Annotated in this window: 10 protein-coding genes; 3 read left to right on the top strand and 7 right to left on the bottom strand. The window is 62.9% G+C overall.

Annotated features, from left to right (window positions below):
• Window positions 1-114: 114 nt before the first annotated feature.
• From ACM6IM_RS18150 to ACM6IM_RS18175, 6 genes are all read right to left on the bottom strand, one after another.
• Window positions 115-3357, bottom strand: a complete 3243-nt coding sequence (locus tag ACM6IM_RS18150) for a transporter substrate-binding domain-containing protein (RefSeq protein ID WP_414865896.1) — start codon at window positions 3355-3357, stop codon at window positions 115-117.
• Complete coding sequence (locus tag ACM6IM_RS18155) at window positions 3358-3984, bottom strand: response regulator transcription factor (protein ID WP_192304771.1); 627 nt, start codon at window positions 3982-3984, stop codon at window positions 3358-3360.
• Between the two features lie 109 nt (window positions 3985-4093).
• Complete coding sequence (locus tag ACM6IM_RS18160) at window positions 4094-4507, bottom strand: response regulator (protein ID WP_414865897.1); 414 nt, start codon at window positions 4505-4507, stop codon at window positions 4094-4096.
• Between the two features lie 164 nt (window positions 4508-4671).
• Entirely contained in the window at window positions 4672-7374 is a 2703-nt protein-coding gene (gene mgtA, locus ACM6IM_RS18165; RefSeq protein ID WP_414865898.1) for a magnesium-translocating P-type ATPase, read from the bottom strand.
• A 521-nt stretch (window positions 7375-7895) separates the two neighbouring features.
• The gene (locus ACM6IM_RS18170; protein ID WP_414865899.1) at window positions 7896-9233 is read right to left on the bottom strand and encodes a lysine N(6)-hydroxylase/L-ornithine N(5)-oxygenase family protein; all 1338 of its coding nucleotides are present in this window, start codon (window positions 9231-9233) and stop codon (window positions 7896-7898) included.
• A 148-nt stretch (window positions 9234-9381) separates the two neighbouring features.
• Complete coding sequence (locus ACM6IM_RS18175) at window positions 9382-9861, bottom strand: sigma-70 family RNA polymerase sigma factor (protein ID WP_414865900.1); 480 nt, start codon at window positions 9859-9861, stop codon at window positions 9382-9384.
• A gap of 323 nt (window positions 9862-10184) precedes the next feature.
• On the opposite strand from ACM6IM_RS18175, the gene ACM6IM_RS18180 reads away from it, so the two are divergent.
• From ACM6IM_RS18180 to ACM6IM_RS18190, 3 genes are read left to right on the top strand one after another with little or no spacing between them, the layout of a single operon-like run.
• Window positions 10185-11357, top strand: coding sequence for an efflux RND transporter periplasmic adaptor subunit (locus ACM6IM_RS18180; protein ID WP_414865901.1), 1173 nt, complete (start codon window positions 10185-10187; stop codon window positions 11355-11357).
• Window positions 11358-13331 (top strand): MacB family efflux pump subunit, encoded by a 1974-nt coding sequence (locus ACM6IM_RS18185; protein ID WP_414865902.1) that lies wholly within the window; start codon window positions 11358-11360, stop codon window positions 13329-13331.
• Window positions 13332-13338: 7 nt separating this feature from the next.
• Window positions 13339-14733: an efflux transporter outer membrane subunit gene (locus ACM6IM_RS18190; protein ID WP_414865903.1), complete on the top strand. Its 1395-nt coding sequence runs from the start codon at window positions 13339-13341 to the stop codon at window positions 14731-14733.
• 120 nt (window positions 14734-14853) lie between these two features.
• Here ACM6IM_RS18190 and ACM6IM_RS18195 read toward each other — a convergent pair whose 3' ends face one another.
• Window positions 14854-16482, bottom strand: coding sequence for a PvdJ/PvdD/PvdP-like protein (locus ACM6IM_RS18195; protein WP_414865904.1), 1629 nt, complete (start codon window positions 16480-16482; stop codon window positions 14854-14856).
• Window positions 16483-16678: the final 196 nt, after the last annotated feature.

Here is a 16678-nt window from a genome sequence, read left to right on the forward strand (position 1 = left end):
CCACAGGTCCTGGGCTGGGCACAGATTTCGTGGACGACTCAAATCGCTGTGGGAGCGAGCCTGCTCGCGATTCGGCCCGCACGGCCACCATCAACGGCGCCTGAAATCCCGGCTTCAGCCCTGGGAAAGCTGTTGGTCCAGCCGCGCCATGGCCTGCTGCAACTGATCGACGGCGTCGTCGATCCGTTCAGCACGACCATCGCCGCAGGCACGCTCCAGTGCCTCGCAGCACTCGATCAGGGACGATGCCCTGACCATCAGCGCTCCGCCCTTGATACGATGGGCAAGCGTGCACAGGCCCGATTCATCGCCCGAGGCATGTGCCTTGAGCAATTCCTCCCGATCGGACCGGTTGCTCAGCAGCAGGTCTCGCAACAACTGCTCGATCAGTTCATGGTCCTCACCGACGTACTGTTGCAGGCCGCTCAAGTCGAACTCGGACCCGGTTGGGGGTGGCTCGGCAGGCACCACCACGGGTTCCCCGGAAAATTTCGCCGCCAGCCAGGCGCTCAGGTCGGCCAGGCGGATCGGTTTGAACAGGCAGTCGTCCATGCCCGCCTCCAGGCAACGGGTTTTTTCCTCGGGTTGCGCATTGGCGGTAAACCCCAGGATCAGGGTCGGCGGCAGTCCCTGCGCGCGCTCTTTTTCGCGGATCGCCTGCGCCAACTCATAGCCGCTGAGCACCGGCATATTGCAGTCGGTGATCAGCACATCGAAATCCGCCTCGCACCACTTCTCGAAACCTTGTCGGCCATCCTCCGCCGCCGTGACGCGGTGCCCGAGGTAATTCAATTGCCGGGTCATCAACAGCCGGTTCGCCGGGTAATCGTCGACCACCAGAATCGTCAAGGCACGGGTTTGCGCAGGGGCCGGGGTCTCGGGCACCGGATTGCTCGCGTCGGGTTTCAAGATCGGCAACTCGAGACTGACGTCGATCCGCGTTCCCCGGCCCATGTCACTGTCGAGTTGCAGCCGGCCCCCCATCATTTCACACAGGGTCCGGCTGATCACCAACCCCAGCCCGGAACCCTGCCGGTCAGACTGCCGGCTGTTGCCGGCCTGGACGAAGGGGCTGAACAGGCGCTGCTGGTCGAACGCGCTGATTCCGACACCGGTGTCCTCGAGGCGCAGATGGATCGCCAGATACCCCGACACTTGCGGCTCGACCCGCAAGGTCAGGCTCACTTCGCCCTCGTGGGTGAACTTGATCGCGTTGCTCAGCAGATTGGACAGCACCTGCTTGAAGCGGGTGGGATCGATCAACACATCGCAGTCGCTGTGCTCGTCCAGATCGACCCGCCACTCCAGGTTCTTCTGCCGCGCCAACCCCTCGAACACCCGACACACCGAGGTCACCAGCGCACGCAGGTTGGCGCGTTCCGGAGTCAGGGACAAATGCCCGGACTCGATGCGCGCAATGTCCAGAATGTCACCGATCAACGCCAGCAACTGTTGCCCGGCATTCGACGCCACTTCGATGGCACCACGGTCGGTGATGCCGTCATCCGCACGCTTGAGCGCCAGCTCGAGCATGCCCAGCAGGGCATTCATCGGTGTGCGGATTTCATGGCTCATGGTAGCCAGGAACGTAGTCTTGGCGCGGTTGGCATCGTCCGCCGCATCCTTGGCTTCCTGCAATTGGCTGAGCAGTTGCTGACGCAGGCGGATCTGCCGGCGCTGCCAGGCGATCCAGGCCAGCGCCAGCAACAGCAAGCCCCCAGCGGCGACAAAGGCCTGGAGGATGCCCTGACGGTGACGCAGCCAGAAGCTCTGTTCGACCATCAGGTCGTTGCGCCAGTAACCGGTCATTTCATCGATTTCTTCCGGGGCGATGCTGAGCAGGGCCTTGTCCAGGATCGAGTGCAGCTCCACCGCATCGCGCGCGGTGGCCAGGGTGCTGCGGGCCGGATCGGTGCCGACCGTACTGGTCACTTGCAGACGGTCACGGTACTGTCGCGAAATCATGATCCGCGCCCCGATCAACGAGTTGATCGCGCCGTCGGTCTTGCCCTGAGCAACCATCTCCATGCCATCGGCGGTCAACGGTGCATTGACCAGCTCGACCTGCGGGAAATGCTGGCGGGTGAACTCACCGGCACTGTTGCCCTGGGTCACCGCCAGCGTCTTGCCCGCCATGTCGTCCAGTGTCCTGGGGCTGTCGGGACCGACCCGGGTCACCAGCACATTCGGGCTGGTCAGGAACGGCCGGGTGAAACGCAGCTCGGTTTCGCGCTCGATGCTCGGGCTGACCCCCGCCACCACGTCGATCTGCCCGCTCTTGATGCCCTCGAGCATTTGCGCCACGGATTGCACCGGCTGAAAATCAAACTTCAAGCCGGTGCGCACGCTGATTTTTGCCAACACATCGATGCTGATGCCGCGGTACTTGCCTTCACTGTCGATAAAGGAGATCGGCATGAGATTTCCGTTGATCGCCACTTTCAGGCGCGGATGCTGATCGAGCCAGCGTTGTTCGGCCACACTGAATTGCAACGCCTGGGTACCGGCGATGGACGATCCGCTGGCCCCCCACCGACGCAGGATATTGATCCGTTCATTGGTCGGGACCGCGGCCAGCGCCTGGTTGACGATGCGTTGCAACTGGCCGCTGCCGCTGGCCATCGCGAACGCGAAGCGCCCCGGCTCCATGGGGGAAAAATCCGCCAGCTGAACATTGTTGAGGTAATTTTTGCTGATCAGGTAATGGGCGCTGATGGCATCGCCCATGAACACGTCCGATTGGCCGAAGGCGACCGCCCCCACGGCGCCCAGCGTCGAAGGAAACAGTTGCACGTTCGCCTTGGGATAGAACGCCCGCACCTGCTGCTCGGGCAGATAGTGATACAACATCGCCAGGCGCTTGCCGGCCAGTTCCGGGTCCAGGGGCAGTGGCGAATCGGTGCGCGTCACCAACACCGGCTGATCGTCGGCATAGGCGCTGGATTTGCGTAACTGCGGGTCCTGCGTCTCATACCGGTTGGCCGTCCCCAGCAGGTCAGCCGCGCCGTCCTTGATCGCGCGTACCGCCTCGTCCCGTGACGCGTAGCGGTGAACCTCGATCTCCACGTGCAGCAATTGCTGGAGCAAACCGGCGTAATCTGCAGTCAAGCCCTCGTAGTCGGTACCGGTGGTGGTGATGTCGAAGGGCGGGTAATCCGGCGCCGTGACCGCGAGCACCAATCGGCCCTTGTCCCGCAGCCAGGTCGAATCGCTCTCCGACAGCGTGACGTCGTAACCATCGACGTTCGAGCGCCCCAGCAATGTGAGGGTCTGCGGCTGAGCCTCAGCACTGGATGCCCAGAAGCCAGCCACCAGGATGAGGGCGACCAGGCAACCGGGTCGTCGAAAAGTCTTCATTCAGATCAGTTGATTACGCTTGGCGAAATCCCTCAGGTGAACCTTGGATTCCACGTTGAGTTTTTCCACCAGACGGGTTTTGTAGGTACTGACCGTCTTATGGCTCAGGTTCATGATTTCGGCAATCTCCTTGTTGCCCATCCCGCGCGCCAGGTACTGGAAGATCGTCAGCTCGCGGTCGGAGAGCTTGTCGATCATTTCCGTTTCGCTGCGCTGCAGTGCACTCATCGAGACCGAACTCGTCTCCAGCTGGATGAAGTAGGAGTAGCCGGACCTGACCGCGTGGACCGCCTTGTGCAAATGCTGCAGATCATTGGTCTTGGACACATACGCCACGGCACCGGCACGCATGCATCGTTCCTGATAGAAACGGGCCTCCTGGCCGGTGAAGACCACGACCCGACAGCGCACGTCACTGGCCTGGATTCTGGCCAGCACATCCAGCCCGTCCAGTCCTGGCAACGCCAGGTCCAGGATCACCAGGTCGAGGTGATGCTCACGCAAGGCGGGCAGTACCTCGTTGCCGGTGGAAACCTCGCAAATCTGGTTGAACCCTTCCTGTTTGAGCAGGATTTTCACAGCAGCGCGAACCACCGGATGATCGTCCGCTATCAACGCTGACTTCATGGCAACTCCCTGTGCAAATACACGACGACCGGGCGAGGAATGCCCGGGGTCGGACCCGGGTTAGACGCAGTAGCTGCGCGATGACTTTTGCATGTCGCGGCGCGCAAGACTAGCTGACAGAAATGACAGTGCCGACGAACGGTTGGCGTGACTCGATGATCGCCATCGACCGTTCTAGGAACGGCAGTTCGGGCATGGATGCCTGGATCACCTGGATCCTTTGCTGCCCATCGGCGGACACCGCGGGCAATCGCGCGACGTCAGCGTCATAGATCAGGACGTGATGAACCTGTGGGTGATCGAGAAAAAAGTCGTACAGGTTCAACTCGCCTTCAGCCATCGAGGCGTTGATGACCACCAGATCGAAGGGCACGCCCCCGTAATCGACCAGGGTCAGCAATTCCGCCAGGTTGTGCACGGGCACCACGCGGTAGTAATCGAGCTGGTTGAACAAACGCTCGATTCTCATGCGTTGAAAATGTTGCTCGTCGGCAATCAGGATACGTAACGCTTTGTTCGACAACCGGGACCACCAGAAGGCTTTCAGATTCGGAGGGTCGCAAGGCTACGGAAGAGCCGTCGAGCTTTCTGTAGGACTATTCCTAAATTCGAGGTATCTCCTCGAGTGTGACCTGTGAGGCTGCGGATCCTGCTTGCGCGCAAGCAAGTAGGATCCGTACCCAACGCCTATTGCCAGCCGAACCGGCGAATGTAAAAACCTTTCACCGCCTGGGTCAGCGCCATGTACGCCAGCAGAATCACCGGCAGGAAAACGAAGTACAGCGACGGCAGCGCCTGTAATTTGAAGTAGTGCGCCAGCGGGCCCATTGGCAGGAAAATGCCCACGGCCATGATGATCCCGGTCATCACCATCAGCGGCATGGCCGCGCGACTTTGCAGGAAGGGAATTTTCGGCGTGCGGATCATGTGCACGATCAGCGTCTGGGTCAGCAGCCCGACCACGAACCAGCCGGACTGGAACAGGGTCTGGTGGTCCGGCGTGTTGGCGTCGAACACGTACCACATCAGGGCAAAGGTGCCGATGTCGAAGATCGAGCTGATCGGCCCGAAGAACAGCATGAAACGCCCGACATCCGCCGGTTGCCAGCGCTGCGGCTGCTTGAGCATGTCCTCGTCGACGTGATCGAAGGGAATGGCGATCTGCGAAATGTCGTAGAGCAGGTTCTGCACCAGCAGGTGCATCGGCAGCATCGGCAGGAACGGGATGAACGCGCTCGCCACCAGCACCGAAAACACGTTGCCGAAGTTCGAGCTCGCGGTCATCTTGATGTACTTGAGCATGTTGGCGAAGGTACGGCGCCCTTCCAGCACGCCCTCCTCCAGCACCATCAGGCTTTTTTCCAGGAGGATGATGTCCGCCGCCTCCTTGGCGATGTCCACGGCGCTGTCCACCGATATGCCAATATCCGCCGTGCGTAGCGCCGGGGCGTCGTTGATGCCGTCCCCCATGAACCCGACCACATGCCCGTTGCCCTTGAGCAGCCGGACGATGCGTTCCTTGTGGCTCGGGGTCAATCGGGCGAAGACGTTGGTGGTCTCCACCACCACGGCCAGTTCGGCGTCGCTGATGCGTTCGATGTCGTTGCCCAGCAGCAAGCCTTGCTGATCCAGACCGACTTCGCGGCAGATCTTCGCGGTCACCAGCTCGTTGTCACCGGTCAGCACTTTCACCGCCACGCCATGCGCAGCCAACGCCTTCAAGGCCGGCGCGGTGCTTTCCTTCGGCGGATCGAGAAACGCCACGTAGCCGATCAGCGTCAGCGCCTGCTCATCCGCCAGGCCATAGGTGTCGCGCCCCTCGATCATGGGCCGGGCAGCCACGGCCACCACGCGCAGGCCCTCGGCATTGAAGTGGGCGGTGACCTGGCGAATCCGCGCCAGCAGGCCGTCCTCCAGTGCTTCGTCGACCACGCCATGGCGAACCCGGGTGCACACCGCCAGCACTTCTTCCACCGCCCCCTTGCAGATCAGCAGGTGTGAATGATCACGCTCGGCGACCACCACCGACATGCGCCGGCGGGTAAAGTCGAACGGGATTTCGTCGACCTTGCGAAACGCCGTGCCGACCTTCAGTTGCCGGTGGACCTCGACGTGCTCGAGCACCGCCACATCCAGCAGGTTTTTCAAACCGGTCTGGTAGTAACTGTTGAGGTAGGCCATTTCCAGCACGTCATCGCTGTCGTTGCCCCAGACATCGACATGGCGCGCCAGAAAAATCCTGTCCTGGGTCAGGGTGCCGGTCTTGTCGGTGCACAGCACGTCCATGGCACCGAAATTCTGGATCGCGTCCAGGCGCTTGACGATGACCTTCTTGCGCGACAGGAACACGGCGCCTTTGGCCAGGGTCGAGGTGACGATCATCGGCAGCATTTCCGGGGTCAGGCCCACGGCAATCGACAATGCGAACAGCAGCGCTTCGGTCCAGTCGCCCTTGGTGAAGCCGTTGATGAACAGCACCAGCGGTGCCATGACGAACATGAAGCGAATCAGCAGCCAACTGATGTTGTTGACCCCGGTCTGGAAAGACGTCGGCGCGCGGTCAGTGGCCCCGACCCGCTGGGCCAGGGCGCCGAAATAGGTGCTGTTGCCGGTTGTCAGGATCAGCGCAATCGCGGTGCCGGACACCACGTTGGTGCCCATGAACAGAATGTTGTCGAGGTCCAGCGGATTGCGGGTGTCCCGGTCCTGCTGGCGCGGGAATTTTTCCACGGGCATGGATTCACCGGTCATGGCCGCCTGACTGACGAACAGGTCCTTGGCGTTGAGCACCCGACAGTCGGCGGGAATCATGTCACCGGCCGACAGCACGATGAGGTCGCCCGGCACCAGCCGCTTGATCGGCACTTCACTGCGCGGTGCATCGCGGCGCATCACCGTGGCCGTGTTGCTGACCATCGCCTTGAGCGCATCGGCGGCCTGGTTGGATTTGCTTTCCTGCCAGAAGCGCAACAGGGTCGAGAGCACCACCATCGAAAAAATCACCACAGCGGCTTTCATGTCTTCGGTCAGCCAGGAAATCACCGAGAGCACGGTCAGCAGCAGGTTGAACGGATTGCGGTAGCAGTGCCACAGGTGAACCCACCACGGCAGCGGTTGCTCGTGCTCGACTTCGTTGAGGCCAAATTGCTCGCGCAGTGCCGTGGATTCGGCCTCGCTCAGGCCGTCGCGGTGGCTGCCGAGTTGCGCCAGCAGTGCGCCGGTGTCACAGCGGGCGGCGCTCACCAGCGTTTGTGCCAGGGTCGGCGGCACTTCGCGGCTGACCGTGGTGTCGGTGAAGTTGTCCAGCAGCGCCAGACGCCGGAAGTGGCGGGCGATGTGGCGGGTGCGCAGAAATCCGGCGAAGAATTCCTTGAGCAGGTTCAGGTTCATGGCAGTTCCCCCAGGGTCAGCCGGGAAACCTTCGAGCAGGCGTGTCGGTGCGCCGCGATGACGACTGGCAGTCGAACATCACGCATGGTTCAGCGTCGATGAGAGGACGTCGGGAATCCGACCGGGACCGGCCAGGAATCGGGAAGCCGCTGCTCGCTTTTACGGCGAGACAACGGCACGAAAGGCAGTGCGTTATCTTGCCGGGAAGTTGCCGGTTATCGAAACCGGCCGACTACTGTCACTCGAACAAGTACCCACTGTGGGTCTCCGCTATTGATGAAAACGCGCGAAGCTTACGCCCCGGTTTTTGGAGAGTAAACGCAGAATCGGCGTGAGCTGGGGGAACTTCGGAGTTCTTCAGGGAGGGTTCAGGATTCGGCGTTGTGTCGTGCCAGTGCGACCGTCTTCGCGGGCAAGCCCGCTCCCACAGGTTCCTCTGTCTGACACACAATCTGTGTTCACTGAAGATCCCTGTGGGAGCTGGCTTGCCAGCGAAGGCGGCCTGCCAGGCACCGATGCTGTCAGCTGGCAGTCGCCAGCAACAAGTCCGCCACCGAGCGGCCATGCCCGCGATGCTTGCCATGCTCATACAGCGAACCGGCGATTTCATCCGCGCGGATCGGCAGGATCGACAGCAAGGTATCGCTCAGGCCATGGCTTGCCTGGCAGAAGCCCTGCATGTAAAGGCCGGCCTTGCAGCGCTCGTCGGTGATCAGCTTGTAGTGGCGATCCACCTCGAACTCACCCAGGTATTCTTCCAGCGGCGCCAGCAGCTTGCGGTGCATCTGCCGTTCGTAACCGGTGGCCAGCACCACGGCGTCGTATTGCCGGGCCGAGACTTCGCCGGTGGCGTTGTTGCGCACCACCAGTTCGATGCCGTGCCCGGTGGCGGTGGCTTTTTCGATGGTGGTCAGGGTGCGGAAGGCGTGCCGGGCAATGCCCGAGACTTTCTGACGGTAGAAAATGCCGTAGATGCGTTCGATCAGGTCAAGGTCCACCACCGAATAATTGGTGTTGTGATACTCGTTGACCAGGCGCTCACGTTCACTGCTTTTCTGCTGGTAGATCAGGTCGGTGAATTCCGGCGAGAACACCTCGTTGACGAACGGGCTGTCATCCGCCGGTTTCAGCGCCGAACCCCGCAGGATCATGTCCACCTGGACCGAGGGGAAGCTGTCGTTCAAATCGATGAAGGCTTCTGCGGCACTCTGCCCGCCACCGATGATCGCAATGCTCATCGGCTGGTTGTTCACGCACGGTTGCCCGGCAATCCCGGCCAGGTACTGCGAGTGGTGGAACACCCGCCCGTCATCCTTCAGCGCCTTGAAGGCCTCGGGAATGCGCGGTGTGCCACCGGCACTCACCACCACCGAACGGGCGGTGCGCACGTGTTGCTGGCCCTGGCTGTCACGCGAGATCACGCGCAGCGCTTCGACCTGCTGGTTGTGCAGCACCGGCTCGATGGTCAGCACCTCCTCACCGTAGCGGCTCTGCGCGGCGAACTGCCCCGCCACCCAGCACAGGTAGTCGTTGTACTCCATGCGGCACGGGTAGAAGGTGCCCAGGTTGATGAAGTCCACCAGGCGACCGTGCTGCTTGAGGTAATTGACGAAGGAGTAAGGGCTGGTCGGGTTGCGCAGGGTCACCAGGTCCTTGAGGAAGGAAATCTGCAACTCGCTCTGGGTGACCAGGGTGTTGCCGTGCCAGCGATAGTTGGCCTGCTTGTCGAGAAACAGCACATCCAGCTCACCCTGGCTCGATGCGCGCTCTTGCAGCGCGATGGCCAGCGCCAGGTTCGAAGGGCCGAAGCCCACACCGATCAGGTCGTGAACGATGGGCGATGCAATTGCCTGTGTCATTTCCAGTGTCCTCTGGATGAACCGCTCAACCGCGGGGAGTAAACCTCAATGACCTGAGCAGCCTGGAGCAGGACAGCAGGTCGTCTGTTGATAGGGAACGAGGACAGTGAAATAAAATTTAAGCGAACGTGCCGGCTGTTGGCGACGATCAGTGAGCGTCCCACCGACGCATCTGCACGCGGCAGTGCTTCATCGCGTTGACGATGTGCTTCTCCACCAGCGCCCGGGAAATCCCCAGGCGTTCGGCGATTTCCGGATGCGACAGGCCGTCGAGCTTGCGCAGCAGGAAGCTCTCGCGGCATGGCGCCGGCAATTCGTCGAGCGCGCGCTGGAGCATCTCGAGGCGCTGGCCGTGGTCGAGGCTGTTCAGGGGGGATGGGATGAAATAGCGCTCTTCGTTGTCGAGCACGTCCAGGGATTCGACCTGGCGCAGGGCATTGCGCCGGTGGTCGTCGATGACCAGATTGAGCGCGGTGCGATAAAGGAAAGCCCGGGGTTGCTCGATCGGCGTGTCGCTGGAACGCTCCAGAACCCGCAGATAAGCGTCATGCACCACATCTTCGGCGACCTGGCGGTTGCCCAGCTTGGCGTTCAGGAAACACACCAGCTCGCGATAGTAGTTTTCCAACCATGACTCCCGGCCGCACGCGTGCGACGTCTGTCCTTGAGCCAGATCCGCGACCGCCAGATGGACGGTGGCACGATGGTGGCAATTTCGAGTGTGTAATTTATAGTAATTCTCATATAGATTTAAAGTGCTGTTTGAATTTGCTGCATAAATAGTACTTTCCTACACAGCTGTAACGCTGTGTTTCAAAGGTTAAATTCCTTCGCGAGTCCATCGTTTACAGGACAGCTCCCCGTTTCTGTCGGCCCACCGACAGCGTTCGCCTGGCGCCCTTTGTGAGCGCCACCTGAATGACGGGCCGAATCCATTGGCCGGAACCCTGCATGAAACGTCCCCGTCACGCCCGACGCGCCCTGCTTGTCGCCCTCTGCCTGATCCCGATCATCGCCGTTTCGGCCTGGCAGGTGCTGCCGCCGGGGCGTGATCAATACGCCACGGTGCAAGTCGCCCGTGGCGACATCGAAAGCAGCGTCACCGCCCTGGGCACCCTGCAACCGCGACGCTATGTCGACGTCGGCGCCCAGGCATCCGGACAGATCCAGAAGATCCACGTGGAAGTCGGCGACGTGGTCAAGGAAGGCCAATTGCTGGTGGAGATCGACCCGTCCACGCAACAGGCCAAACTCGACGCCGGACGCTTTTCCATCGATAACCTCAAGGCTCAGCTTCAGGAGCAACGGGCGCTGCACGACCTGGCGCAACAGAAACACAAACGCCAGCAGCACCTCGCCGCCGGTGGCGCGACCCGTGACGAAGACGTGCAGACCGCCCAGGCGGAGCTGCGCACCACCCAGGCACGCATCGACATGTTTCAGGCGCAGATCCGCCAGGCCCAGGCCAGTCTGCGCAGCGACCAGGCCGAACTTGGCTACACCCGCATCTACGCGCCCATGAGTGGCACGGTGGTCGCCCTCGATGCCCGGGAAGGCCAGACCCTCAATGCCCAGCAGCAGACACCGCTGATCCTGCGCATCGCCAAGCTTTCACCGATGACCGTCTGGGCCGAGGTCTCGGAGGCCGACATCGGCCACGTCAAACCGGGCATGACCGCCTGGTTCACCACCCTCAGTGGCGGCCAGCGGCGCTGGAGCAGCACCGTACGGCAAATCCTGCCGATCCCGCCCAAGCCGCTGGATCAGACCAGCCAGGGCGGCGGCAGCCCGGCCAGTTCGAGCAAAAGCGGGTCCGGGCGCGTGGTGCTCTACACCGTGCTGCTGGATGTGGATAACGCCGACAACGCGCTGATGGCGGAAATGACCACCCAGGTGTTCTTCGTCTCCAATCAGGCGAAAAACGTCCTCACCGCGCCCATCGCGGCATTGCAGGGCAGCGCGCAGCCCGACACCCAGACCGCCACGGTGGTCGCCAAAAACGGTGAAATCCAGCAACGCAAGGTGCGCACCGGCATCAGCGACCGCCTGAAAGTGCAGATCCTCGACGGCCTCGAGGAAGGCGATCACCTGTTGATCGGCCCTGCCGACGGGAGTGGCGGCTGAATGCAGACGCCCCTGATCGAACTGCAGGACATCCGCAAGGCCTACGGCGGCGGTGATTCCCCGCAGGTTCACGTGCTGCGCGGCATCGACCTGTCGATCCATGCCGGCGAATTCGTGGCGATCGTAGGTGCCTCCGGCTCCGGCAAGTCGACGCTGATGAACATCCTCGGTTGCCTCGACCGCCCGACCTCCGGCGAATACCGGTTTGCCGGGGAAAACGTCGCCGGGCTCGACAGCGACGAGCTGGCCTGGCTGCGGCGCGAGGCGTTCGGCTTCGTGTTCCAGGGCTACCACCTGATTCCGTCCGGCTCGGCCCAGGAAAACGTCGAGATGCCGGCGATCTACGCCGGCTTGCCGGCCGCCGAACGCCACGCCCGCGCCGCCGCCCTGCTCGACCGGCTCGGCCTGGCCTCGCGCACCGGCAACCGCCCGCACCAGTTGTCCGGCGGCCAGCAGCAACGGGTGTCGATCGCCCGGGCGCTGATGAACGGCGGGCACATCATTCTCGCCGACGAACCCACCGGCGCCCTCGACAGCCACAGCGGCGCCGAGGTCATGAACCTGCTCGACGAACTGGCCAGCCAGGGCCACGTGGTGATCCTGATCACCCACGACCGCGAAGTCGCGGCGCGGGCCAAACGCATCATCGAGATTCGCGACGGGTTGATCATCAGCGACAGCGCCCTCGACAACCCGCTGGTGCAGGCATCAGCCAACCCCGGCGCCCTGCAGGCAGTGGATCTGCGCAAGCGTCTCAGCGAAGGCGCCGAAGCCACCGGGGCGTGGAAAGGCGAACTGGTGGATGCCGTGCACGCGGCGTGGCGGGTGATGTGGATCAACAAGTTTCGCACCGCGCTGACGCTCCTGGGGATCATCATCGGCGTGGCCTCGGTGGTGGTGATGCTGGCGGTCGGTGAAGGCAGCAAGCGCCAGGTGATGGCGCAAATGGGGGCCTTCGGTTCGAACATCATTTACCTCAGCGGCTCGACGCCCAACCCGCGCACGCCGCCGGGCATCGTCACCCTCGATAACGTCGCGGCCCTGGCCAGCCTGCCGCAAGTGATGCGCATCATGCCAGTCAACGGCTCCGAAGCCGGCGTGCGCTTCGGCAACCTCGACCACATGAGCTACGTCGGCGGCAATGACACCAACTTCCCGGCCATCTTCAACTGGCCCGTGGTCGAAGGCAGTTACTTCACCGAGGCTGATGAACAGAACGCCGCCGCCGTCGCGGTGATTGGCCACAAGGTCCGCAACAAGCTGCTCAAGGATGTCGCCAATCCCATTGGCCAGTACATCCTGATTGAAAACGTGCCGTTCCAGGTGGTGGGCGTGCTCGCGGAAAAAGGCGCCAGTTCCGGCGACTCCGACAGCGACGACCGTATTGCCGTGCCCTACTCGGCGGCCAGCGTCCGCCTGTTCGGCACCCATGACCCGGAATACGTCGCCATCGCCGCTGCCGATGCGCGCAAGGTCAAGGAGACCGAAATGGCCATCGAACAATTGATGTTGCGCCTGCACAACGGCAAGAAGGATTTCGAACTGACCAACAACGCCGCGATGATCCAGGCCGAGGCGCGCACGCAAAACACCCTGTCGCTGATGCTCGGCTCGATTGCCGCGATCTCGCTGCTGGTGGGCGGGATCGGCGTGATGAACATCATGCTCATGACCGTGCGCGAACGCACCCGCGAGATCGGCATCCGCATGGCCACCGGCGCCCGTCAGCGCGACATCCTGCGCCAGTTCCTCACCGAAGCGGTGATGCTGTCGGTGGTCGGCGGCCTCGCGGGCATCGCCCTGGCGCTGATCGTCGGTGGCGTGCTGATCCTCGGCAAAGTCGCCGTGGCCTTTTCCGTGATGGCGGTGCTCGGGGCGTTTGCCTGCGCCCTGGTCACCGGTGTTGTCTTCGGCTTCATGCCGGCCCGCAAAGCTGCCCGGCTCGACCCGGTCACGGCCCTTACCAGTGAATGATCTCGCCATGAAACCGCGTCTCAGCCTGTTGACCTTGTGCCTGATGCTCAGCGCCTGCGGCAGTAACGCCCCGCGCCCGGACAGCGGCCTGGCTCCGCCTGCCGAGTGGCAGTCGCCCCACACGAAAGACGCGGCTCGCAGCAACGCGCAATGGTGGACCCGCTTCGGCAGCCCGGAACTGGACCGCCTGATCGAACAGGCCCGGGCCGGCAGTTTCGACCTGGCCGCCGCCGTGGCCCGGGTGCGTCAGGCCCAGGCAGGCACCGTGATTGCCGGCGCTTCGCAGTTGCCGGACCTGAAGGCCGCGGCGAATGCCAATCGCCAGAAGCTGCTGCGCGGCAACGGCTATAACCAGCTCGACGCCGACAGCGACAACAAGGCCGTGGACTACTTCGACGCCAGCCTCACCGCCAGTTATGAAATCGACTTCTGGGGTGGCAAGCGCGCAGCCCGCGACAGCGCCCGGTTCGGTTTGCAGGCCAGTGAGTTCGATCAGGCCACGGTGGAACTGACCTTGCTCAGCGGCGTGGCCAGCCGCTACGCGCAGACCCTGTCGCTGCATGAGCAACGGCGCATTGCCGAACTCAACCTGGCCAATGCCCAGCGAGTCTTGAACCTGGTGCAGACGCGCTTCGATTCCGGCTCGGCCACAGCCCTGGAGCTGGCGCAACAGAAAAGCCTGGTGGCGGCGCAGCAACGGCAATTGCCGACGGTGCAACAACAGGCCATGGACGCACGCATCAGCCTCGCCGCCCTGCTCGGCCGTCCGGTGCAGGATCTGGCCCCGCTGCAGGAGACGTTCGAACGCCTGCAGTGGCCGACGATTGACAGCGGCGTCCCCAGTGACCTGCTCAGTCGTCGTCCGGACATTGCCCGCGCCGAAGCACAACTGGCTGCCGCCCAGGCCGACGTGCGCGTGGCCCGCGCCGCCATGCTGCCCGCGGTAACCCTCAGCGCCAACTTCGGCTCCGGTGCCAACACGGCCGCCGATGTCCTGCGCAGCCCGTTCTACAACCTCACCGCCGGGCTGGTCGCGCCGATCTTCAACAACGGCCGGCTCGGTGCCGAGCGCGACAAGGCCAGCGCCCGGCAACAGGAACTGCTGGAGAATTATCGCGCCAGCATCGTCGATGGCTTCGCCGATGTCGAAAAAGCGCTGAACAGCATTCGCGGCCTCGACGAACAACGCCAGTGGCAAGGCGAGGAACTGGCCCAGGCACAGACCGCGTTCAACATCGCCCAGAGCCGCTACCAGGCCGGGGCCGAGGACTTGCTGACGGTGCTGGAAACCCAACGCACGCTGTATGCGGCGCAAGACCTGAATGTACAACTGAGACTGTCGCGGTTGCAGGCGAGCATTGCGCTGTACAAGGCGCTTGGGGGTGGCTGGCAGGCGTTGTGATGGGCGGAGACTGGCCGTCCTCCTCGCGAGCAGGCTCGCTCCCACACGGGATCTTCAATGCTCAAGCGTCCGCTGTGGGAGCGAGCCTGCTCGCGATGAACGATAACGCGGTATCGGCGCCTAGCGGCTGATCGGGTCAACCTTCAAATGCCGTGCATACCACGGCCGTTGCGGCACGCGACGCAACAGTCCGGCGAGTTTCTGCTCATCGTCGATGAAGGTGATGCGCAAGGCCAGCTTCATGGTTTCCGGGTCCATTTCCACCGATTTGCCCACCTGCAGGCCTGGCGTGGTACTGCAACCATGGGTCACCGGTCCCAGCCACGGATCAGCCACTTCCACCCAGCGTCCCGGGGCAAACCACGGTACACCCTTGACCTCCAGCCGACTGACTTCCCCGGGATGGAAGCGCTCGTGGGCGCGGAACCAGTCTTCCAGGCGATCGTCGATCCAGCCGTGGAAGCGCCAGAACACCGGGCTGACATGGGAAGAAAACGGATCGCCGAGGAAATCGTTTTCCGGCGCATACCAGCGCGCGGCGAAGTCCGCCGGGTCCCTGGCAAATGGCACGGGCTGGCCGTTCGACGGGTCCCGTGGCACCGAGGCCCAGCGCATGTGCAACCAGTCATGCAGGCCCAGTTCGACCTCCGAGCCGAATTGGCCCAGGGTCATCTGCGACAGGTAACGCGGGTCGCGGTAGCGTGATTCCCAGACTTCGAAATTGCTGTGGTAAGTCTCCGCGGTCTTGATGTCGCTGACCCACTGGGTGTACTCGGTGTCTTCAGCGGCCAGCCATGTGGGCGGCAGCGCCATGCCGTCGTGATTGTCGAAGTAGCGGGCGAACCCCTGGCGATCACGCTCGAGTTCCGGCTGGGGCAGGGGAAAACTCGGCCAGGAAGGCAAGTCCTGCATCGAACGCGCCGTACCGAGCATGTGCCGGTGCATGAAGAAAAAGTCGATACCCGAGCCATTGCGATCCTTGCGCGGTCCACGCGCATCGCGCTCCTGGCCCCGAGGGCCGGGCTGCCAGCCGATACCGCGCAACGCCTCACGCTTGTCTTCGGGCAGGCTGTGCCATTTGTCCCGGCTGGCGTGCCATAGCTGGTGGAACAGGCGATGCTCGGGGGACACCAGCCACGCCAAGAGCGTCGGGTTCAGGCCGGCGCGCTCGCGGGCTTCCGGGAACAGGCGCTTGCGGGCGACAAATCGATTGTCCTGCTCCGGCTCGCCGAGCGGACGGTCCAGGCGCAGCAGGCGACCGCTGAGTGTGGCGCTGCCGGCATTGCCGAAATCCGCCCAGACTTCGTCGAGCACGACCGCCAGCTCATAGGCCGGCGCCCCCTCGGCGCTGCGGGTGTCGAACAGACGCCAGTAACGTTCGCTCGCTTGTGCCTGCACCAGATCGCCGATCAAGCGATAGCGGGGTTGCCCTTCTGCGCGCAGTTGTTCGGCGGTATCGAGGTAACCGCGTAAGCCGCGACCCCGCTGGGCAACATCGAGAAACAGTTCCAGGCCCACTCGCGGCAACCCCTCGAGACCCGCGTGCGAGCCTTCGAAACGCACGTCCCAGACACCGCGCAGCGTGTCGGCCAACTGTTGACCGGCGGTGTCGGCCAGTTCGACCGTGGCTTCGCCCGGGGTAATCGTCGGGTCTGGCTTCGTCCATTGGCGATGCCCATAAAACGCCGCAGGCGCAGCGACACCCGTCAGCGCCAGGCCAGCCATGAACCATCGTCGAGAAATCTTCATTGCCCTACCTGTGTCAGCCATGAAGCAGGCTTTATCCAAGCTAGAACGTTTGTTGCCCCTGCAAATTTAAAAGCTATCGCGAGCAGGCTCGCTCCCACAGAGCAATATGCAAACCCTGTGGGAGCGAGCCTGCTCTGGGCGGCATTCCGACGATGAAGTACGCACAAACACTTAAATTCCCGCGCCAGCCACTCGT

It is taken from the genome of Pseudomonas sp. IT-P12 (assembly GCF_949767465.1).
Lineage (GTDB): Bacteria > Pseudomonadota > Gammaproteobacteria > Pseudomonadales > Pseudomonadaceae > Aquipseudomonas.

Coding starts and splice junctions, on each gene's coding strand:
- ACM6IM_RS18180 (WP_414865901.1), top strand. CDS start 10,185: ATGAAACGTCCCCGTCACGCCCGACGCGCCCTGCTTGTCGCCCTCTGC.
- ACM6IM_RS18150 (WP_414865896.1), bottom strand. CDS start 3,357: ATGAAGACTTTTCGACGACCCGGTTGCCTGGTCGCCCTCATCCTGGTG.
- mgtA (WP_414865898.1), bottom strand. CDS start 7,374: ATGAACCTGAACCTGCTCAAGGAATTCTTCGCCGGATTTCTGCGCACC.
- ACM6IM_RS18155 (WP_192304771.1), bottom strand. CDS start 3,984: ATGAAGTCAGCGTTGATAGCGGACGATCATCCGGTGGTTCGCGCTGCT.
- ACM6IM_RS18190 (WP_414865903.1), top strand. CDS start 13,339: ATGAAACCGCGTCTCAGCCTGTTGACCTTGTGCCTGATGCTCAGCGCC.
- ACM6IM_RS18170 (WP_414865899.1), bottom strand. CDS start 9,233: ATGACACAGGCAATTGCATCGCCCATCGTTCACGACCTGATCGGTGTG.
- ACM6IM_RS18195 (WP_414865904.1), bottom strand. CDS start 16,482: ATGAAGATTTCTCGACGATGGTTCATGGCTGGCCTGGCGCTGACGGGT.
- ACM6IM_RS18185 (WP_414865902.1), top strand. CDS start 11,358: ATGCAGACGCCCCTGATCGAACTGCAGGACATCCGCAAGGCCTACGGC.